Annotated in this window: 20 protein-coding genes; 18 read left to right on the top strand and 2 right to left on the bottom strand. The window is 33.8% G+C overall.

Annotation, left to right across the window (positions count from 1 at the left end; translation table 11 throughout):
- Window positions 1-50: 50 nt before the first annotated feature.
- Both BUB82_RS05925 and BUB82_RS05930 read right to left on the bottom strand, forming a co-directional pair.
- Window positions 51-1712, bottom strand: a complete 1662-nt coding sequence (locus BUB82_RS05925; RefSeq protein WP_073192684.1) for an ABC transporter ATP-binding protein — start codon at window positions 1710-1712, stop codon at window positions 51-53.
- Between the two features lie 156 nt (window positions 1713-1868).
- Complete coding sequence (locus tag BUB82_RS05930) at window positions 1869-2312, bottom strand: Lrp/AsnC family transcriptional regulator (RefSeq protein ID WP_083574479.1); 444 nt, start codon at window positions 2310-2312, stop codon at window positions 1869-1871.
- 122 nt (window positions 2313-2434) lie between these two features.
- Between BUB82_RS05930 and BUB82_RS05935 the strand changes: the two genes are divergently transcribed.
- The 18 genes from BUB82_RS05935 to BUB82_RS06015 all read left to right on the top strand — a co-directional run bounded on the left by BUB82_RS05935 (window position 2435) and on the right by BUB82_RS06015 (window position 20062).
- Window positions 2435-4009, top strand: coding sequence for an asparagine synthase-related protein (locus BUB82_RS05935; protein WP_073192686.1), 1575 nt, complete (start codon window positions 2435-2437; stop codon window positions 4007-4009).
- Window positions 4010-4656: 647 nt separating this feature from the next.
- Entirely contained in the window at window positions 4657-5652 is a 996-nt protein-coding gene (locus BUB82_RS05940; protein ID WP_073192687.1) for an SDR family oxidoreductase, read from the top strand.
- Between the two features lie 95 nt (window positions 5653-5747).
- Window positions 5748-6101, top strand: coding sequence for a four helix bundle protein (locus BUB82_RS05945; RefSeq protein WP_073192688.1), 354 nt, complete (start codon window positions 5748-5750; stop codon window positions 6099-6101).
- 151 nt (window positions 6102-6252) lie between these two features.
- Window positions 6253-7422: an ATP-binding protein gene (locus BUB82_RS05950; protein ID WP_073192689.1), complete on the top strand. Its 1170-nt coding sequence runs from the start codon at window positions 6253-6255 to the stop codon at window positions 7420-7422.
- 90 nt (window positions 7423-7512) lie between these two features.
- Entirely contained in the window at window positions 7513-7602 is a 90-nt protein-coding gene (locus tag BUB82_RS11880; RefSeq protein ID WP_143185651.1) for a four helix bundle protein, read from the top strand.
- Window positions 7603-7639: 37 nt separating this feature from the next.
- On the top strand, window positions 7640-8029 hold the full coding sequence (locus BUB82_RS05955) for a sugar 3,4-ketoisomerase (protein ID WP_073192690.1): 390 nt from the start codon (window positions 7640-7642) through the stop codon (window positions 8027-8029).
- Window positions 8029-8448: a sugar 3,4-ketoisomerase gene (locus BUB82_RS05960; RefSeq protein WP_073192691.1), complete on the top strand. Its 420-nt coding sequence runs from the start codon at window positions 8029-8031 to the stop codon at window positions 8446-8448. The genes BUB82_RS05955 and BUB82_RS05960 overlap by 1 nt, the downstream gene beginning before the upstream one ends.
- Window positions 8441-9874: a lipopolysaccharide biosynthesis protein gene (locus BUB82_RS05965; RefSeq protein ID WP_073192692.1), complete on the top strand. Its 1434-nt coding sequence runs from the start codon at window positions 8441-8443 to the stop codon at window positions 9872-9874. The genes BUB82_RS05960 and BUB82_RS05965 overlap by 8 nt, the downstream gene beginning before the upstream one ends.
- Complete coding sequence (locus tag BUB82_RS05970; RefSeq protein WP_073192693.1) at window positions 9852-10418, top strand: acyltransferase; 567 nt, start codon at window positions 9852-9854, stop codon at window positions 10416-10418. The genes BUB82_RS05965 and BUB82_RS05970 overlap by 23 nt, the downstream gene beginning before the upstream one ends.
- Window positions 10411-11517 (top strand): DegT/DnrJ/EryC1/StrS family aminotransferase, encoded by a 1107-nt coding sequence (locus BUB82_RS05975; protein WP_073192694.1) that lies wholly within the window; start codon window positions 10411-10413, stop codon window positions 11515-11517. The genes BUB82_RS05970 and BUB82_RS05975 overlap by 8 nt, the downstream gene beginning before the upstream one ends.
- Complete coding sequence (locus tag BUB82_RS05980) at window positions 11504-12574, top strand: glycosyltransferase (protein ID WP_073192695.1); 1071 nt, start codon at window positions 11504-11506, stop codon at window positions 12572-12574. The genes BUB82_RS05975 and BUB82_RS05980 overlap by 14 nt, the downstream gene beginning before the upstream one ends.
- Complete coding sequence (locus BUB82_RS05985; protein ID WP_073192696.1) at window positions 12567-13685, top strand: glycosyltransferase family protein; 1119 nt, start codon at window positions 12567-12569, stop codon at window positions 13683-13685. Before BUB82_RS05980 ends, BUB82_RS05985 begins: the two co-directional genes overlap by 8 nt.
- Window positions 13686-13740: 55 nt before the next feature.
- Window positions 13741-14925, top strand: coding sequence for an EpsG family protein (locus tag BUB82_RS05990; protein ID WP_083574481.1), 1185 nt, complete (start codon window positions 13741-13743; stop codon window positions 14923-14925).
- Window positions 14925-16007, top strand: a complete 1083-nt coding sequence (locus BUB82_RS05995) for a hypothetical protein (protein ID WP_073192698.1) — start codon at window positions 14925-14927, stop codon at window positions 16005-16007. Before BUB82_RS05990 ends, BUB82_RS05995 begins: the two co-directional genes overlap by 1 nt.
- Window positions 16004-17143 carry a hypothetical protein gene (locus tag BUB82_RS06000; RefSeq protein ID WP_073192699.1) on the top strand — a complete coding sequence of 380 codons (1140 nt, stop codon included), beginning with the start codon at window positions 16004-16006 and terminating at the stop codon, window positions 17141-17143. Before BUB82_RS05995 ends, BUB82_RS06000 begins: the two co-directional genes overlap by 4 nt.
- The gene (locus tag BUB82_RS06005) at window positions 17136-18257 is read left to right on the top strand and encodes a CapA family protein (RefSeq protein ID WP_073192700.1); all 1122 of its coding nucleotides are present in this window, start codon (window positions 17136-17138) and stop codon (window positions 18255-18257) included. The genes BUB82_RS06000 and BUB82_RS06005 overlap by 8 nt, the downstream gene beginning before the upstream one ends.
- On the top strand, window positions 18254-19261 hold the full coding sequence (locus BUB82_RS06010; protein ID WP_073192701.1) for an ATP-grasp domain-containing protein: 1008 nt from the start codon (window positions 18254-18256) through the stop codon (window positions 19259-19261). The genes BUB82_RS06005 and BUB82_RS06010 overlap by 4 nt, the downstream gene beginning before the upstream one ends.
- Window positions 19262-19276: 15 nt before the next feature.
- Window positions 19277-20062, top strand: coding sequence for an FkbM family methyltransferase (locus BUB82_RS06015; RefSeq protein WP_073192702.1), 786 nt, complete (start codon window positions 19277-19279; stop codon window positions 20060-20062).
- The last annotated feature ends 1 nt before the right edge of the window (window position 20063 follow it).

Raw genomic sequence — 20063 nt, forward strand, 5'->3', positions numbered from 1 at the left:
CATGTTTTTGAAACCTGTTTTTATTCATAAGTTTAAAACCTAGACCAAACTTAGTCAATTCCTTTTGGGATGGCAGCAATTAATTCTTTCGTGTAGTTTTGTTGAGGGTCAGCATAAACCACATCAGCATTTCCGTGTTCAACAATTTCACCATCACGCATAACCAATAATTGGTCGGCCATGTATTTAACGACGGCTAAATCGTGTGAGATAAATAAATACGTAAAATTAAAATCAGCTTTTAAATCGTTGAGTAAATTGAGCACTTGAGCCTGAACCGAGACATCTAAAGCCGAAACAGACTCATCGCAAATCACGATTTTTGGTTGTAAAGCAATCGTTCGGGCAATACCAATACGTTGGCGTTGACCACCACTAAATTCATGCGGATAGCGATGAAAATGCGCTGCGCTTAACCCAACACGCTCTAAAAGCTCACAAGCAGTTTGTTGGGCTTGAGTTTTTGAGTGCGCAATACCATGAACTAACATAGGTTCTACAATAGCTTCACCAATGCTAAGCCGCGGATTTAAACTTGAAAAAGGGTCTTGAAATATCAACTGAATATCACTGCGTAAATGTTTAAATTGTTTTGATGAAAGTTGAGTGATATCTTGGCCTTTATACCATACTTCACCTTTTGTAGCTGGCTCAAGTCCTAATAAGACTTTACTTAAAGTTGATTTACCGCAACCAGATTCACCAACCAAACCCATATTTTCTCCTTCATAAAGTTCAAAATTTACGCCATTAACAGCTTTAACTTCAGTCGAAGCTGATAACCAGCGACCAGCTTTAACATAAGTTTTATGTAAATCCTTAACGATTAACAGCGGCGGATGCCCATAAATATTTTCATGTCTTTTTTCGCGTTCGGCACGGCTTTCTTTGTCTAAATTAAGCTTGTCTTGCATCACATCAGCAACAGTTGGTAAACGCTTTAAGCGATATTTTAAAGGTGGTTTAGTTGCTAGCAAAGCTTTGGTGTAAGCTTGTTTGGGTTGTTTAAATAATGTGGCAGTCTCATTAACTTCAACCAATTCACCTTGGTACATCACCGCCACACGATCGGCGAGTTCTGAGACTAAAGCTAAGTCGTGAGAAATAAATAAGATGCTCATGCCGGTTTCTGCTTGAATCGATTTCAGCAGTTCTAAGATGGTTTTTTGAACAGTAACATCAAGCGCGGTTGTGGGTTCATCTGCAATTAAAATCTTCGGCTGGCAAGCAATAGCCATGGCAATCATGACACGCTGTTTCTGGCCACCACTAATTTCGTGAGGATAAGCCTTATAAAGTTGTTCAGTCCGTGGAAGTTTAACTTTTTCAAATAAACGAATCACTTCAGCTTGAATCGATTTATGAGAACCTTTGGTGTGTTGTTTTAAAATTTCAGCTACCTGAGTTCCGCAGCGCATCGACGGGTTTAATGAACTCATAGGTTCTTGAAAAATCATCGAAATTTCACGACCTCTTAATTGCTGAAATTCTGCTTCAGAATATTGATTTAAATCATTACCTTCAAATATTAACTGGCCTGTGATTTCGGCTTTTTTATCCAGCAGTTGCATGATGGCTTTTGCAGTGACCGATTTACCTGAGCCTGATTCGCCAACTAAGCCTAAAATTTCATTGGGCTGAAGACTTAAATCAACCGATTTTACAACGGTATTAGACTGAAAAGCGATAGATAATTGCTGAAGTTCTAGCATTGCATTTAAATTGATGACAATTTAAGAAGCTTTCCTTAAATCTGACGCAAAAAAACTGTTTTTATAAGTTTGGCATCACTTAAACGAAAGCTTGAATTTATTTCTATTTCAACATTTGTGAGGAGTCAATTATAAATCAAGACTTCAATAAATAACTTAAAATTTAACAGCTCGGCTGAAGCTTTGTTCTAGGCAAATAAAAGTTTCAGTTCTTGCAACGCCATCAATACGCTGTAATTTTCCACTTAAAACTTCGGTTAAATGCTGGTTGTCACGACAAATCACTTTTACTAATAATGAAAAATTACCTGTGGTATAATAACATTCCACCACTTCATCAATAGCTAATAAGGCTTTTTTTACAGGTTGATACATATTAGCCCGATCGAAGTAAATGCCAATAAAACTTTGGGTTTGATAACCCAGTTGGTGCAAGTTAATCTCTGATTGTGAACCGGTTAACACACCTTGGTCTTCGAGTTTTTTCAATCGCAAATGAACGGCAGCGGTGCTTAAGTGGCAAGCATCGGCTAAGGTTTTAAGCGAGGCTTTAGCATTGGTACTTAAAATATTTAAGATAATTTGGTCTGTAGTATCCATTTGCTTAAAAATAATTAGTTTAATTCAAAAATAGTAAATAATATATGTTTTTAAACCAAAAGTATTGATTATTATTTAGCTATATTAGTTATTTGCTGTAAATAATTTTAAAAACAACCAAAATGTGCGGAATTTTTGCAGCTATAGAGACCCAACAAAGTGCTCAAGACTTATTTAAGCAGTTCATGAAAATTAAACATCGCGGTCCCGATGCAACCGATTTTAAAGAAATTAAACCCCAAACTTACTTTGGCTTTCACCGTTTAGCGATTAACGGTTTAAGGCCGGAAGCTAACCAACCTATGTATAAACACGGCGTGTATTTAGTGGCCAATGCAGAAATTTTTAACTATCAACAACTCGCTAAAGTCCATCAACTTCAACTAAAAACAGGGTCAGACTGCGAGGTAATCATTGACCTTTACCGGTCTATAGGAATTGAAGCTACACTAAACGCCTTAGATGGCGAATTCGCCTTTGTGTTGTTTGATGAAACCACCGATGAATTTTTTGCTGCAAGAGATCATTTAGGAGTGCGCGGAATGTATTTTGGTCGATATAAGTCTGAAGTTTACATCGCTTCAGAAAGTAAAGCGCTAACCTTTTGTGAACAATTGAATCAATTTCCACCAGCACAGTATTGGTCGTCTAAAACAGAGGAGTTTAAAGCTTATTTTACACATGATTATCAGACTAAAGAAACGCCAGTTGAAGTCTATACTCAAACCATAAAAACTTTATTAACACAAGCGGTTGAAAAACGAATGATGAGTGAGCGCCCTGTGGGCTGTTTGTTAAGTGGTGGCCTAGATAGTAGCTTAGTAGCAGCATTATTAGCTAAAGCTTATCGCGCTAAAGGGCAACAGTTGCAAACCTTCTCCATCGGTTTAGAAGGAAGCCCCGATTTAATAGCCGCACAAAAAGTGGCGAAACACATCGGTAGTAAACACCACAGCATTGTGGCTTCTGAATCAGAATTTCTAGCCGCATTAGAAGAGACAGTTTACATATTAGGAAGCTATGATGTCACCACCATTCGCGCCTCAGTAGGGCATCAATTAGTGGCCAAATACGTAGCCAAAAACACCGATGTTAAAGTTCTTTTTTCAGGAGAAACAGCCGATGAATTTGGGTCTTATTTGTACTTTCAAAATGCACCATCAGAAGCCGAATTTCAAGCAGAAGCGATTCGTTTATTAAAAGATATTCATTTTTTTGATATGAAACGAGGCGACCGATGTATTTCAAATGCAGGGCTCGAAGCGCGTGTGCCTTTTGCAGATAAAACTTTTGTGCAATATTATATGAGTATACCACCTAAAGAACGTCAGTTTAATGACGCTAAAATTGAAAAGTATTTGATAAGGAAGGCTTTTGCTGAAGATGCATTATTGCCAGATGAGGTGCTTTGGCGACGAAAAAATGGGTTTTCAGATAGTGTGAGTGCGCAATCAAAATCTTGGAGTAGCATTATCAAAAGTCATGTCGATTTAATTGTTTCAGATAAAGCTTTTGAACTTCAGAAGCACCAATTTTCACCTGTTCCATCAACAAAAGAAGCCTTTTATTACCGTCAACTTTTTGCCAAGTATTACGCAAACCACCATCAATTAACACCATACCAATGGTTACCAAAATGGTGTGGTGATGTAATTGATCCTTCAGCCCGTGTTTTAGAAATCTACCAAGCAGATTAAATAGAGTTAATTGATTTATATTTTTAAAAAGTCATATAATATATTACATTTGAACCCAACTAACACATCATCATGCTAACCAAAACGAAGTTATTTAGTTTGGATTTTTGTAAATCCTATTTCCCCAACCTTATCTTAATAGCAGAATAGCGATAACTTCAGTTATGGCGTGAAGTTTAATAGTATGATGCCTATTTTTTTGGAGTCATGAGCGACCCTCTAATGGGACTCGCCATGGCGAAGCCGTGCTTTTTCTTAATAGTCAGTTTTTAGTGAGTTGTGAATAGCGAACCGTGAATAGTGAGCCGAAAACAGAACGCTAACATGCAAATGTGTCAATTAATAAAAAAGCCTACAAGCGAAGAAAGGTCTATTGAAAAAATATTGAAAAATTAAAGAAGTGTCGAAAAGCTTAAAAAACTGAATTATAACGTAAACCGACTAATTTCCAGAAATAATTGTGGTATTTGCGGAAGTGCATCACGCAGTGATAAGCATGCAGCAAAACTACCAGCAATGGTTTTGCAGAGCCCAGCGCCGCAAAAATTTCCTTAAATTAGTCTTGTCCCGACCCTTCGGGATTGGTTCTCCCGATGTTTCGGGATTGTGTCAAGACAAAATGAAGAAGTAACAAACATCAATATCGTATGAATTTAACAGAATTCGAAAGTTTAAATAACAAAAAAATTTTAGTAACAGGAGGTGCTGGGTTTATAGGAAGCAACCTCTGCGAAACACTTTTAAAAATCGGTGCAAAAGTGACAGCACTTGATAATTTAGCAACTGGGCACAAACACAACATCGCTCCTTTCCTAAAAGAAGAAAACTTCAGTTTTATCGACGGCGATATTCGCGATTTAGAAACTTGCCAAACCGCTTGTAAAGGAGTAGATTTTGTTTTGCATCAAGCCGCTTTAGGTTCTGTTCCAAGATCAATTAACGATCCAATTACTTCCAATGAAGTTAACATTAATGGGTTTTTAAACATGTTAGTGGCTGCAAAAGATCAAAAGGTTAAACGTTTTGTCTATGCGGCGAGTTCGTCAACTTATGGCGATTCAACCAAATTACCAAAAGTTGAGCATGAAATAGGCAAACCCTTATCACCTTACGCCATCACCAAATACGTTAACGAACTCTATGCCGATATTTTCGGAAAAACCTACGGACTCAATTGTGTGGGTTTACGTTACTTTAATGTCTTTGGTCGCCGTCAAGACCCAAATGGCGCTTATGCCGCGGTTATCCCAAAATTTGTGATGCAATTCATGAAACACGAGTCGCCAGTAATTAATGGCGATGGCACTTATTCAAGAGATTTCACCTACATCGATAATGTCATTCAAATGAATTTATTAGCGATCACCACCACTAATCAAGCAGCTTTAAATGAAGTGTATAACACAGCCGTTGGCGATCGCATTACTATTAAAGCTATGGCTGAATTATTAAGAGATGAACTAAGTCATTACGATTCTAAAATAAACGAAGTCCCTATTAAAAACGGACCCAATCGTCAAGGCGATGTACCACACTCCTTAGCGAGCATCGAAAAAGCACAAGAAAAACTCAATTATAAGCCTACCCACGAATTTAAAAGCGGACTTAAAGAAGCGGTAAAATGGTATTGGGAGAATTTGTAAATAGTAAACCGGTGAACCAGTAAACCAGTCAACCAGTGAACTAGTCAACCAGTCAACCGGTAACCAGTCAACCAGTAATTAGTAAAAGAAATAAAATGAAAACACATAAAGATTTGAGGGTATGGAATGAGGCTATTGAATTTGTCACTCAAATCTATAAAATGACCGACGGTTTCCCAAAATCTGAAATGTATGGTCTCACTAGTCAATTAAGACGCGCTTCAGTTTCTGTTCCATCTAATATAGCTGAAGGTTCGGCAAGACGAGGTGTTAAGGAGAGAAGACAATTTTATGCTATTGCACTAGCAAGTAATTCTGAAATTGAAACTCAGCTGATGATCTCTAAAAACCTTAGGTTTATAAGCCAAGATGAATTTGAAAAAATGGAATCTCTAAGTGCTAAAGTCGGCAAGCAACTCGTAAAACTAATACAATACTTAAGTCAGTGATCTGTGAACCAGTGACCAGTGACCAGTGAACCAGTCCACAATGTCTTCAGAATCTCAAAACAAAATAAAACGCACTACAATAGTGCAAAAAATAAAAATAAACGCACCCTATCGGTGCAAATTATGATATATTTGTGTAATTAAATGGCGCATGGAAGGTCTATTTCAATATTCTAATCAGTTAATTAAACAGGTTGATACTTCATTTACTCGCTATGTGTATAATGAAATCAATTGGAACAATAGATTAATTGGACTCATCGGTTCACGTGGGATTGGGAAAACAACCCTGCTACTTCAATTCATAAAAAATAACTTAAATCCGCAAGAAACACTTTATGTAACCGCAGAAGATTTTTATTTTGCTAAAAACAGATTTACTGATTTAGCAAGTGACTTTGTAAAAGCAGGCGGTAAATATTTATTTATAGATGAAATACACAAATATCCAGACTGGTCTAAAGAACTAAAATTAATTTACGACTATCATCAAAACTTGAAGGTAGTATTTACGGGTTCTTCAATTTTAGATATCAAAAAAGGAAGTTCAGATTTAAGCAGAAGAGCGGTTATTTATGCTATGCAAGGCCTGTCTTTTCGCGAATATTTAATGCTATTTCATCAGATAAAAGCACCACGATATGCTTTAGATGAAATACTTAACCATCAAGTCAATGTTCCAGAAATGAAACACCCATTACCACTTTTTAAAGAATACTTAAAAAGTGGTTATTATCCTTTTGCAACAGAAAATGAGTTTGATTTAAAATTACAACAAGTTGTTAACCAAACTTTAGAAATAGATATTCCAATTTACGCATCAATGAATGTTTCAACAGGAAGAAAGTTAAAGCAATTATTAGCCGTTGTGGCACAAAGCGTTCCTTTCAAACCGAATATGAGCAAAATAGCTGAACTATTAAATATCAGCAGAAACAACATTGCAGATTATTTGCTTTATATAGAAGATGCAGGAATGATTGCACAGCTAAGAAGTCAAACTAAAGGTATTCGTGCCTTAGGAAAAGTAGAAAAAGTATATTTAGAAAACACCAATTTACTTTATAACCTAGCTGATGAAAACCAAAACAAGGGAAATCTAAGAGAGACGTTTTTCTTTAACCAATTAAAAGCAAAATACAATGTTTCTGCTTCAGCAATAGCCGATTTTAGAATTGATAAGCTCGATTTTGAAGTTGGCGGAAAAAACAAAAGCTTGAAACAAATTAAAAATGCAAAAAATGGCTTTGTCGTTAAAGACGATATCGAAACAGGTTTTTTAAACACCATACCACTTTGGCATTTCGGGTTGATGTATTAAAACAGTGAACCAGTGAACCAGTATACCAGTGAACCAGTCAATCAGTCAATCAGTCCACCAGTCCACCAGCCAACCAGTCTTTCAAATAAAATGAAAACACATAAAGACCTTAAAGTTTGGAATGAAGCTATCGATTTTGTAACGCAGCTTTATAGATTAAGTCAAAAATTAAAAGCCTAGTGCCTACAGCCTACAACAAATCCGCAAATTATAAACAATGCTAAACCAAGTTAAGCTATTAAAACTTCCGAAGATTGAAGATGACCGAGGTAACCTAACTTTTCTTCAAGAAAATACACACATTCCTTTTCAAGTAGAACGTGTGTTTTGGACCTACGATGTGCCAGGCGGAGAGCAACGAGGCGGTCATGCCTACCATCAACAAGAAGAAATTATTATTGCACTTTCAGGTAGCATTGATGTAGTTATTACTAATAAAAGTGGTGAAAAAGACACCTATCAGTTAAACCGTTCTTATAATGCCATTTACATTCCGCCAAAAACCTGGCGACATATAGAAAACCATTCGACTAACGCCGTAACTTTGCACCTATCGAGTCATAAATTTGATGCGGAAGATTATATTAGAAATTTTAGCCAGTTGTAATGAGTAAAAGCACAAGTATACAAGATTGCCAGCTTATTGAGATTAATCAAATTGGTGACCGCCGAGGACATATTTCTGTGATTGAAAATAATAGAGAAGTTCCTTTTGAAGTAAAACGTGTGTTTTATTTATATGATATTCCTGGAGGTGAATCTCGCGGAGCACATGCCCATGTAGAGTGTCATCAATTATTAATTGCGGCAAGTGGTGGTTTTCAAGTTGAAGTTAACGATACTAAAAATAAACATGTTTTCTCATTAGGTAGACCTAATCAAGCCTTGCATGTTCCACCAGGGATTTGGGCATCTGAAATTAATTTCACCTCGGGAGCCATTTGTTTGGTTTTAGCATCCCATGAATATGATGAACAAGATTATTTAAGAAATTATAACGACTTCTTAAACTTTAAAAATGCTTAAACAAAAAGCATTAGGCGGTGTAGCTTGGAGTGCCGTAGAGAATTTGTCAAGCCAAGTGATTACTTTTGGCGTTGGTATTATTTTAGCCAGATTATTAACACCTGAAGAATTTGGTTTAATTGGGATGATCACCATTTTTATAGGTATTTCTCAGGTCTTAATAAATTCAGGAATTAGTGATGCTTTAATCAGAAAGAAAAATCCTGATGACGATTATTATAATACCGCTTTTTTATTTAATGCCGGAGTAAGTATTACACTCTATGCTGTTTTATACTTTACAGCCCCATTCATAGCTGAGTTTTACGAAAAACCAATACTAACCGACATTATTCGCTTATTATCATTTACCTTAATTATTAATGCACTAACCTTAGTGCAACGTGCCCAAGTAACAAAGGCCATTAACTTTAAAGCTTTAGCGAAGCTCACCTTATTTTCCTCTTTACTTTCAGGTGGTGTTGCTGTGGTCTTAGCCTACTTAGATTATGGCGTTTGGAGTTTAGTATGGAAAAATATTATTGCAAGCTTATTGACCCTTTTAGCTTTTTGGCACTTAACCAAATGGTTACCAAGTTTACGTTTTGACAAGGAGTCCTTTAAAGATATGTTTGGTTTTGGGAATAAACTGATGTTTTTAGGCTTAATTGATACCGCTTATAAAAACATGTATTTTTTAATTATTGGTAAATATTTTTCAGCTGCAGATTTAGGCCAATACACACGTGCAGAAACTTTTAAGCGTTTACCTTCTTATACGTTGACTCAAATTATCCAGCGCGTCACTTACCCGGTTTTAAGTGAAATACAAGATGATGACAAAAGATTAAAAAACGCATACCAGCAAATCTTAAAAGCGACCATGTTGGTGTCTATTACAGGCATGTTTTTATTATCCTTTATTGCTAAAGATTTAACAGTAGTTTTAATGGGTCAGCAGTGGGAATTAGCTGGAGAATATTTAAGCATTCTCTGTTTTTCTGGTTTGTTTTATCCATTAGATGCGCTTAATTCTAATATTTTAAAAGTCAAAAAACAAAGTGGTAAAATTCTTAAAATAGGGATTTACCGTAAGTTTTTAGCAATACCCTTGATTGCAACCTTAATTTTTTATGGTATCGAGCCTTTTTTATATGGTTTAATTTTATACGAATTTTTCTGTTTTTTGCTGATTAGTAGTTATAGCAAAAAGTTAATCGACTATAGCTCCGTTCAGCAGTTGAAAGATATATCAATAATTTTAATTATTAATACTGTGGTTTACTTTTTTGTTTTTGTTAATTTTTCTGATATAGTAGTTTATTCCTTAATTTATAAATTAGCTTTTTACTGTTTTATTTTAACTATACTACTTGGAGTTTTTTTTAAAAAAGATATTTTAGCTTTTAAAGCAATTATTAAAGATGGAAAAAAGAAACATTCATAATCTCTCAGATGTAAACTCAAAAAGTATAGGTAAAAACACAATCATTTGGCAATTTACGATTATACTTGAAAGAGCTGTAATTGGTGATAATTGTAACATTAATTGCCACGTTTTTATTGAAAACGATGTTATAATAGGTGATAATGTAACAATAAAGCCTGGGGTTCAAATTTGGGATGGTTTAAGAATTGAAAATAATGTTTTTATTGGTCCAAACGTTACTTTTATTAATGATAAAACTCCTAGATCTAAGCGTTACCCTGAATCATTTCAAAAAACACTTGTAAAATCTAACGCTTCAATTGGAGCAAATTCAACTATAATGGGAGGATTAGTGCTAGGAGCTAATTCAATGGTAGGTGCTGGAAGTGTTGTGGTAAGAGATGTGCCAGATAGAGCCTTAGTCGTTGGAAATCCAGCGAAAATAATAGGTTGGTTGAATCAAGATGGAACTAAAATGAAAAGGAAAAACGCTAAAACTTTCATAGATAAAAACAGAAAAGAGTGGGTTATTGTTAATAATCAATTAATACAAAATGATTAAGTTTTTAGATTTACAGCAAATAAATAAAGAATACACGGAGACTTTTCATACCCAATTAGACGATTTGCTAGATTCTGGTTGGGTGTTAATGGGCAAGCACTTAGAGAGTTTTGAAACTAATTTTGCCAAGTATTGTAAGGCAAAACATTGTATAGGTGTAGCCAATGGTTTAGAAGCGATTACGATTATTCTTGAAGCTTATAAAATCGCAGGTCAGCTTAAAGAAGGTGATGAGGTGATTGTCCCTTCCAACACTTATATCGCCACTATATTAGGAGTGATTAATGCAGGTTTAAAGCCAGTTTTTGTGGAGCCTGATGAAGATTTTAACCTATCAGTTTCAAACGCTAAAAAAGTAATCACAAGTCGAACTAAAGCTATTTTTACAGTTCATCTATATGGTCAAGCTTCAAATATACCAGCCTTAACAAAACTTGCTAGTGAGAATGGCTTGTTATTGTTTGATGATGCGGCGCAAGCACATGGCGCAAAAGATTTGAAAGGTCAGGTAGTTGGTGGGTCAACCCATGCCACAGCTTTTTCGTTTTATCCAGGTAAAAATCTTGGTGCCTTGGGTGATGGTGGCGCAATCACAACTAACGATTCAGAAATGGCTGAAATTATTAAAGCTTACCGAAATTATGGCTCTCATCAAAAATACCACAACAAATACAAAGGCGTCAACAGCCGATTAGATGAATTACAGGCGGCATTTCTAAATAAAAAACTTGAAAACTTAGACCGTGATAATAAAAAACGCCAAGATGTAGCCAAATTATATGTAGAGCAAATTAAAAATAAGTATATACAATTGCCCATTGTGCATGATATAGAAAAACATGCCTTTCATTTATTTATATTAAGAATTAAAGAAAGCCGAAGAAATCATTTTCAAGAATACCTTGCAAAACATAATATTCAGACAGTCATTCATTATCCCATACCGCCACACCACCAATCGGCTTTAAAAGAATTTAAACATTTAAATTTACCTGTAGCTGAACAAATGCACGACGAGGTTATCAGTATTCCAATAAGTCAGGTCATTACTAAAGATGAAGTCAATACCATAATTAAAACCATTAATGACTACCGATAAATTAAAAGTTTTTCATGGCTTGGTTAATTATGGAACACAGGCCGGACTTTTGTCTGAAGCACTGAGAAAAAAGGGAGTTAAATCAATTTCGGTTGTTACAGGCGATAAGTCAAAAAGAAAAGTGGATATCGAGTTATTACATGGTGGTAGCATCCTATCAAAAGTTGTTAAGCATACCTGGAATAACCTTAGAAAACTATATTGGTTCTTTGCCTTTAACACCTTTCATTTTTATTTTGGTAAAACCTTGTTTAAAAACCAAATTGACTTACCTTTTTATAAGATGTTTGGTAAAAAAGTAGTTATGGAGTATTTAGGAAATGATGTAAGGAACTACGCAGACTTAATTTATCGATATAAGTTGCCACAAAATCACCCTTTTTATGTTAATCAGAAAAAACATGATTTTAAAACAAAGAAGAGATTAATTAATGAGCAAAAATATTTGAATCATAGTTTCTGTTGTCTACCGTCTCATTTTTATTTTGCTAAGCAATTTGGAGTTCAGATAAAAAATTTACTTCCTTTAGCAATCAATTTGAATAATTATAAATATGAAATAAAAGAGCCTTTAGTCGAGAGATTAAAAATACTACATGCGCCTACTTCAAGAGCATTTAAGGGAACTGAAATTATAATATCAGCTATAAATAAATTAAAACTAAAATATGATTTTGAATTTAAAATTGTAGAAGGTGTTACTCATAAAGAGCTTTTGGAAGAATACAAAACTTGCGATATATTTATTGATCAAATTTCAGTTGGATGGTATGGCACTGCAGCATTGGAAGCGATGGCATTTGGTAAGACAACGATGGCGTTTATTGATGAAATTTATTTTGAAAATATAGATTACTCAGATGAAATACCTGTGATTAACATAACCAAGCAAAATATAGTCACTCAAATTGAAGACCTACTAGATGACCCTGAGCAACTAGAAGATATTAGTAAAAAAAGTAGGCTTTTCGTAGAAAAGTATCACGATGCAAATAATGTAGCTGAATTAGCTCTAACCTACTACAAACAAATCTGGAAAATAGAAGCTAATGCCTAAAAAAATACTCATCATATCACGTGCGTTTTACCCGATGAACTCACCACGTTCATTCCGAACAACAGAGTTAGCAAAAGAATTGGCGAGGCTAGGGCATGAGGTTGAAGTCTTGCTGCCTGAGAATTCAAAATCAGAGCAACAGTTAGACTACGCTAAAGGGCACAGCATTAAAATAAAATATTATGGGTCGCTTCAATGGAAGCAATTAGGGCAATCAAAATTGATTGGTGACTGGAAACGCAAATTTGGAAGACTTTTATTTTTATTGTTTGAGTACCCTAACATCGAAATTTACTTTAAGCTACCAAAGTATTTAAAACATCTAAAAAAGCAATACGATTTACTGATCAGCATCGCCGTGCCCCATGAAAACCATTGGGCTATCGCTAAGTTGAGATCAAAGAAAAATCCTATTGCCAAAACTTGGGTCGCAGATTGTGGAGATCCATTCATGGATAATCAGTTAGAGCGTATACCGCCACCCTTTTATTTTCGCTTTCTTGAAAATAATTTTTTAAAAAAAGCAGATTACATTTCAGTGCCTACAAAAGGTTCTATTGCAGGATATAACAAAAAATACCATCGCAAATTCAAAGTAATTCCACAGGGTTTTAGTTTTGAAAATATTAAGATTGTAGACAGATTTTCACCCAATACACCTATCGAGTTTGCTTACGCTGGTGGTGTTTCTGCAAGCGGTGTTAGAAGTCCACACCAATTAATCAAGTATTTATTAAGTTTAAAACAGGAATTCAGATTTCATATTTATTCCAATAATAGTTCTGATTTAAAGCATTTAGCAGAACAATCTAAAGGACGCATAATTTTACACCAACCAATCCCGCGATCAGAATTGTTATTTGAGTTAAGTAAAATGGACTTTTTAGTCAATCTTGATAATGGGGTTTCAATTGTAACACCAAGTAAACTAATTGACTATACCCTAGCAAAGCGGCCAATTTTAAATATCTTACCAGAAAATATAGATAGAAATTTGGTTAATCAATTTCTAAATCAAGATTACTCCAATGCTAAAGTAATTAATAATATTGATGACTACAATATAATAAACGTGGCTAAATCATTCTTAGAATTAGACTCAGGTGAATAGTAGATTAATATTAGACATTAAAAGGACTAAATTCCTGAAAAAAAATCTTTTTATAATGTTTTTATTCTGGCCATTGATGGCTGTTGTAAAAGCAGTAGAGAATTTTGACAAACCATTCAGCAAAAAAATTATCATGGCTTTTTTTGCCTTATATGGCTTTTGTTTTGTGATAGATTCTAGAATGGATGGAGAGCGATATGCAGAAAGACTAGAGTTAGCTTATACAAAACCCTTTTCAAGCTTTTTCGACCAACTTTTTGACTTATACAATACATCTTTAGATTTTTTACAGCCCTTAATAACCTATATCATTTCTAGATTCACAGACTCTCACCATGTGTTGTTTGCGGTATATGCCTTAATTTTCGGCTTTTTTTATTTAAAGTCAATAGGCTTTGTTATGAGTAAAATAAAACCTAGCCAATCTTTAACCAGTAAACTTTACATAGTGCTTTTAGTCGTCTTAATACCTATATTTAATATTAATGGGTTTAGAATGTGGACAGCTGCTTGGATATTTATTTTAGGGGCTCTACATGTGGTGTGGGATAGAGACTATAAATATCTATTGTTATGTGTTTCAGCTTGTTTTATGCATTTCTCGTTTTTAGGTGCTAATGTTGTATTAGTAGCTTGGATATTTGCGGGTAATAGGCCATGGCTCTATTTAATGATGGGCTTGGTTACCATGACAGTTTCAGAAATCAATTTTCAAAGTATCCAAAATATTGCAGAGCAAATTAGCCCAGCTTTTGATGAAAAAGCCTCGGCTTATGCTAGCGAACAATATGCAGATAAAGTTTCAGAACAAAAAGCACAAGCAGTATGGTTCATGAAATTAAGCCCAATTTTACTTAAGTCAATTTTGATTTTTAATAGCATTTTGTTGATGTTTAAATATTATAAAAACGACCGATTAAGAAAAGCTGAAGTTAATATACTGTCTTTTAGCTTACTATTTTTAAGTTATGCAAATATAGTGAGCTTAGTACCTTCAGGCGGGCGCTTTTTATCAGTGTTCTACGTGCTTAGTGTCATAAATTCTTTAATTTTAATCAAATATTGGCAGCCAAAGATTACTTCAATCTATTCAACTTTTAGCCTTGCCTTTATGGCATTACCTATCATTATTAGCTTAAGAGTAGGCTTTTCTACGCTGAGTACAGTAGTTTTATCGCCGAGTATTGTTATTCCATTTGGTTATGATTTAAATTGGTCTTTTTTAGATGTCATCTTATAATGAAAAAATTACTAAAAACAATTTCAGCTAAACTCGGTTACCAAACCGAAAAAAAACTAATTCTGTTGATGTCAGACGATTGGGGTTCTTTACGTTTAAAATCAAAACAATCCCGAGAAAGACTAAAAGATTTAGATGTATTAGGCAACAACCGCTTCGACCAATATGATGCTCTAGAAACCAATCAAGATCTGGAAGAATTATTTAATGTATTAATCAAGTACAAAGATTATAAAGGAAATCATCCCATCATTACGGCAGTTACCAATCTTGGGAATCCTGACTTTAAGAGAATACAAGCCAGTGATTTTAAAAACTATGAGTTTGAGACCATTGCGGAGACTTATGATAGATATCAAGACTCAAATAGAGTTTTAGAACTCATCAAACAGGGGCAAAACAAAAACATATTCGTTCCAGAGCTTCATGGCCGTGAACACCTCAAATGGAATTGGTGGTTGGAGGATTTACAAAATAAGAACTCAAACACAAGAAAAGCATTTGAAGAAGAGTTTTTCTTTTTACCACCCGCTAAAATTCAATCTAACTATAGAGCTTACGGGGCTGCTTTTGATGTCATGAATACTAAAGATGAAACGCTTAACTTAGAGACATTAAAATCGTCTGTAACTATTTTTCAAGAGTTATTCAGTAAAACACCAAATTCTTTTACACCACCAGCCATCAGTTTTTCTAATCACCTGGAAAGAAGAGTTTCAGGTGAAGGAATAAAATACTTAGATGTACCACGCTTTTTTAAGATGCCTAAACCAAATGGAAAAACCACACTGCGTTTTTTTATTTTAGGAAAACAAAAATACGGCCTACGGCACTTGGTTAGAAATACAGTGTTTGAAACCAATATGTCAGAAACCAATAATGGCGTAGAAGACTGTCTAAAAGGGATTGAAGAGGCTTTTCAATTAAAACAACCAGCCATCATCTCAAATCATAGGGCATCTTTTGTAGGAAGAATAGATCCAAAAAACAGAGAAAAAGGTTTACGAGCTTTAGATGAATTATTAAAGCAAATCTTAAAGAAATGGCCAGAGGTTGAATTTATAAGCGTTAAAGATTTATGATTCAAAAACTGAAATCATCTTTAGGATTTATCAAAAACTCCTATAAAGATTGGTCAATCAATCGCAAAATTGTGGTGATAGAGTCCGATGATTGGGGTAGTATTAGAATGCCATCTAAAGAGTCTTTTAATGCCTTACTGAAAAAAAACATTGAAGTTGATAAATGTCCTTTTTTAAAATACGACAGTTTCGAAAATCGTGAAGATTTTGAAGCAATTGAAAATATCTTTTCGAGCATTTATGAACAAACAAACAAAAGGCCTGTAATTACAGCAAACTATATACTCTCAAATCCAGATTTTGAGAAAATTATGGCTTCAGACTTTAAAAAGTATTATAGAAAGTTTTTTTGGGATCATTTGAGTGAACGTAGCCAACTAAATGAATACAAGAATTGTGTCAATTCGCTTATGAAAAAGAAGTTTTTTTATCCTCAACTACACGGTATGGAGCATGTGCAAGTTCCTTATTGGTTACGTAATTTGAAAGATAGAAAAGAAGAAAGTTTAGAGGCTTTTAGGCACGAAGTTTACGGAATTAGTACAAATGTTTCAAAAGAAAAAAGAGATACGTATTTAGCGACATTAAATTACTACGATGATAAAGAACTCGATGATTTTATGCTGCCAAGTCTTAGCTTAGCATCGCAAAAATTTCAGTCATTTTTTGGTTATAAATCAAAATCATTTATCGCACCAAATTATGTTTGGTCTTCAAATATTGAAATTAAGTTAAATGAAGTAGGTGTTGACTTTATTCAGTCTTCACGTTCACAAATGCTTCCAAAAAAGTATGGTGATAGAAGTATTATCAAAAGAATTGGAGAACAAAATAGCTTGGGTCAAATTTACTTAGTGAGAAATAGCATTTTTGAACCAAGTACATCAAATGAAAAAAAGAAAATGAAGGATAAATGCTTAGAACAGATAAACATGGCATTCCATCTAAACAAACCAGCAACAATCAGTATGCATAGGCTTAATTTTATGGGCGGTTTTGTTGAAAGTAACAGGGATGAGAATTTGCTGCTCTTAAAGGAAATTTTATTAAAAGTGATAAAAAAATGGCCTAATGTAGAATTTATGCATAGCGAAGAATTAGGGCGATTAATTAAAGATTCAAAAAAACATGCTTAAATTAAATATCGCTGGAGACTTTTTTTTGGCTCCCACATTTTTAGATCAGATTAAAGGTAGTGAAATAGTAGATTCAGATTTACAGAAAGTATTTACTCAAGCTGATATTAATATCGTTAATTTAGAAGCGCCAATCGTTGATAAGTTTACACCTTCAGAAAAGTACGGGCCTAGTTTACATACAGATGCCAGATGTTTGGAAATTTTAAAAAACTTAAATATCAATTTTGTTACCTTAGCCAATAACCACATATTAGACCATTCCGCAGAGGGTTTGAAGAGTACTATTAAATACTTAACTCAAAATAATATTGATTTTGTTGGAGCTGGTAAAGATTTGTCAGAGGCATCTGGACCTTTTATAATGAATAAGGAAAATCTAAAAATAGGTATTCTAAACTTTGCCGAAAATGAATTCTCAAATACTGATGGGAACTATCCTGGAGCATCACCTTTAAATATAATAGATAATACAATTCAAATTCAATGCCTAAAGTCTGAAGTAGATAAAGTTATTGTTATTATTCACGGTGGCGCAGAACTGCATAAGTACCCAAGTCCGAGATTCAAAAAACTTCTGGAGTTCTTTGCCAATCAAGGAGCGGATGCGGTAATTGCACATCATACGCATGTGTATAACGGCTCTCAGGTAATAAACAATATCCCTATAGTTTATGGTACTGGAAATTTTATTTTCCCTAAGAAAAATGCTGATATATCATGGAATTTAGGAGTTATTTGCCAATTAGAAATTGAAAAAAACCAACCAATAAGACTTAAAGAAATACCAGTAATACTTGTTGCTTCTAATGCAATAAAACTTAAAAGTTTAAATGAGACAGAAATAAAGCATTTTTTAGAAATGAGAAAAAAGCTAGCTAAGGTAATTGCCTCTGAAAAACTTATTAAAGAGGAGTATCAAGAATTTGTAGGTAAAGTTGAAAAACAATATATACATTATTTGCAACCTTACACATCAAAGTATTTACATAAATTGTTATCAATAGGCTTATTACCTAACTTCTTGAATAATAAAGTAAAAAAGAAGTTATACTTAAATATAATACGATGTGAAGCACATAGAGACATCCTATTAAACCTGTTAAGTAGATGAAAATAGCCATACATAAATCATCTTGGGGATTTTCACCCATTTGGATCAATTACTGTAAAGAACATAATATTCCCCATAAAATTGTGTCTTGTTATGATAATGATATCATGACGCAATTAGAAGATTGTGATGTATTATTGTGGCATCACCACCATACAGATGCTAAAGATGTATTGTTTGCCAAAGGACTATTATTTGCATTAGAGCAGGCTGGAAAAAAAGTGTTCCCAGAATTTAATGCTAACTGGCATTTTGACGATAAAGTCGGCCAAAAATACTTGTTAGAAGCCATAAAAGCACCAGTGGCTAAATCTTATGTGTTTTATGAAAAAAAAGAGGCTTTAACCTGGGCAAAACAAACCACTTATCCAAAAGTGTTTAAACTAAGAGGTGGTGCAGGTTCTACCAACGTGAAATTAGTCCGCTCTAAAAATGAAGCCATAAGTAAAATTAACAAAGCCTTTGGTAAAGGTTTTGCAGCCTACGATGGCTGGAATGACATTAAAGAACAATTCTTACGCTTCAGGCAAAAGAAATTGAAGTCTGTTGACTTCCTTAAAAGTATTCGCCGTCTGTTGGTATCTACAAGATTTGCAAAAACAGTAGGCCCACAAAAAGGCTATGTGTATTTTCAAGAGTTTATACCAGCAAACAATTTTGACATACGAGTAATTACCATTGGAGATAAAGCCTTTGCCATAAAACGAATGACAAGACCCAATGATTTTCGTGCTTCTGGAGGAGGTGCCATTAAATTTGACATAGAATTAATAGATACAAGGTGTATACAAATTGCGTTTGAAACATCTGAAAAATTGGATGCTAGTTGTGTTGCTTACGATTTTGTATTTGATCGAAATAATAAACCGTTAATTGTGGAGATTAATTACGGTTTTGCTCACGAACCTTATTTAAAATGTCCTGGCTACTGGGATAAAGATTTAAATTGGCACGAAGGTAAGTTTAATCAAGTTGAGTGGATTATGGAATTATTTAAAAACTAATCTAATATATTTATAATGAATTTAATTTTTGATTTAGGAGCAAATGAAGGTGGTAATCTTAAATATTACCTTTCGAAAGCTAGTAAAGTTGTTGCCGTTGAAGCCAATCCTAAATTGTGTAATATTATAAAAAGTAATTTCAAGGATGAAATCGATTCTGGAAAATTAATTCTTGTTGAAAATTGTCTTACAATAAATTATGAAAATAAACCAGTAACTTTTTATACTAACAAGTACGAAACAGGCTTAGGACGATTTACTATACCTGATAACAACCTGATGGATTATGAAGAAATTATTGTTAAATCAATTTCTTACAAAAGTTTGATAGATCAATTTGGTCATCCTGATTTTGTAAAAATAGACCTTGAGGGTTATGATAAAATTATTCTAAATTATTTAATTGAAAAAGAACTTTTACCTAAATATTTACAATTTGAAAATCAAGGGCTTGACTATCTTAAAAAAATTATAAGTCTTGGAATTTATAAATCCTTCAATATAGTTTCATTTTATAATTTTTCTAAAATTTATAATGCTACAAAATTAAGGACTGCTGGGCCTTTCGGTTTAGATGTTAAAAGCCCATGGATTTCTAAATCAAAAATTTTAAAATTATATCAGTCTTTACCACACTCTTGGATTGATATTCATCTGTCAAATGAAAATTTAATTTATAAAGATGAAATTGATTTTAAGTTCTACAAATACAGACCAAGTGTTTTAACTTTAATAAAACGATCTATTCCTTCAAAATTTAAATCAAATATAAAAGCCTTAATAAACTATAGGAATAATTAAA

Origin of the sequence: Psychroflexus salarius, assembly GCF_900129035.1 — a bacterium.
Classification (GTDB): Bacteria; Bacteroidota; Bacteroidia; order Flavobacteriales; family Flavobacteriaceae; genus Psychroflexus; species Psychroflexus salarius.

Coding starts and splice junctions, on each gene's coding strand:
- BUB82_RS05925 (WP_073192684.1), bottom strand. CDS start 1,712: ATGCTAGAACTTCAGCAATTATCTATCGCTTTTCAGTCTAATACCGTT.
- BUB82_RS05930 (WP_083574479.1), bottom strand. CDS start 2,312: ATGGATACTACAGACCAAATTATCTTAAATATTTTAAGTACCAATGCT.
- BUB82_RS05935 (WP_073192686.1), top strand. CDS start 2,435: ATGTGCGGAATTTTTGCAGCTATAGAGACCCAACAAAGTGCTCAAGAC.
- BUB82_RS05940 (WP_073192687.1), top strand. CDS start 4,657: ATGAATTTAACAGAATTCGAAAGTTTAAATAACAAAAAAATTTTAGTA.
- BUB82_RS05945 (WP_073192688.1), top strand. CDS start 5,748: ATGAAAACACATAAAGATTTGAGGGTATGGAATGAGGCTATTGAATTT.
- BUB82_RS05950 (WP_073192689.1), top strand. CDS start 6,253: ATGGAAGGTCTATTTCAATATTCTAATCAGTTAATTAAACAGGTTGAT.
- BUB82_RS11880 (WP_143185651.1), top strand. CDS start 7,513: ATGAAAACACATAAAGACCTTAAAGTTTGGAATGAAGCTATCGATTTT.
- BUB82_RS05955 (WP_073192690.1), top strand. CDS start 7,640: ATGCTAAACCAAGTTAAGCTATTAAAACTTCCGAAGATTGAAGATGAC.
- BUB82_RS05960 (WP_073192691.1), top strand. CDS start 8,029: ATGAGTAAAAGCACAAGTATACAAGATTGCCAGCTTATTGAGATTAAT.
- BUB82_RS05965 (WP_073192692.1), top strand. CDS start 8,441: ATGCTTAAACAAAAAGCATTAGGCGGTGTAGCTTGGAGTGCCGTAGAG.
- BUB82_RS05970 (WP_073192693.1), top strand. CDS start 9,852: ATGGAAAAAAGAAACATTCATAATCTCTCAGATGTAAACTCAAAAAGT.
- BUB82_RS05975 (WP_073192694.1), top strand. CDS start 10,411: ATGATTAAGTTTTTAGATTTACAGCAAATAAATAAAGAATACACGGAG.
- BUB82_RS05980 (WP_073192695.1), top strand. CDS start 11,504: ATGACTACCGATAAATTAAAAGTTTTTCATGGCTTGGTTAATTATGGA.
- BUB82_RS05985 (WP_073192696.1), top strand. CDS start 12,567: ATGCCTAAAAAAATACTCATCATATCACGTGCGTTTTACCCGATGAAC.
- BUB82_RS05990 (WP_083574481.1), top strand. CDS start 13,741: ATGTTTTTATTCTGGCCATTGATGGCTGTTGTAAAAGCAGTAGAGAAT.
- BUB82_RS05995 (WP_073192698.1), top strand. CDS start 14,925: ATGAAAAAATTACTAAAAACAATTTCAGCTAAACTCGGTTACCAAACC.
- BUB82_RS06000 (WP_073192699.1), top strand. CDS start 16,004: ATGATTCAAAAACTGAAATCATCTTTAGGATTTATCAAAAACTCCTAT.
- BUB82_RS06005 (WP_073192700.1), top strand. CDS start 17,136: ATGCTTAAATTAAATATCGCTGGAGACTTTTTTTTGGCTCCCACATTT.
- BUB82_RS06010 (WP_073192701.1), top strand. CDS start 18,254: ATGAAAATAGCCATACATAAATCATCTTGGGGATTTTCACCCATTTGG.
- BUB82_RS06015 (WP_073192702.1), top strand. CDS start 19,277: ATGAATTTAATTTTTGATTTAGGAGCAAATGAAGGTGGTAATCTTAAA.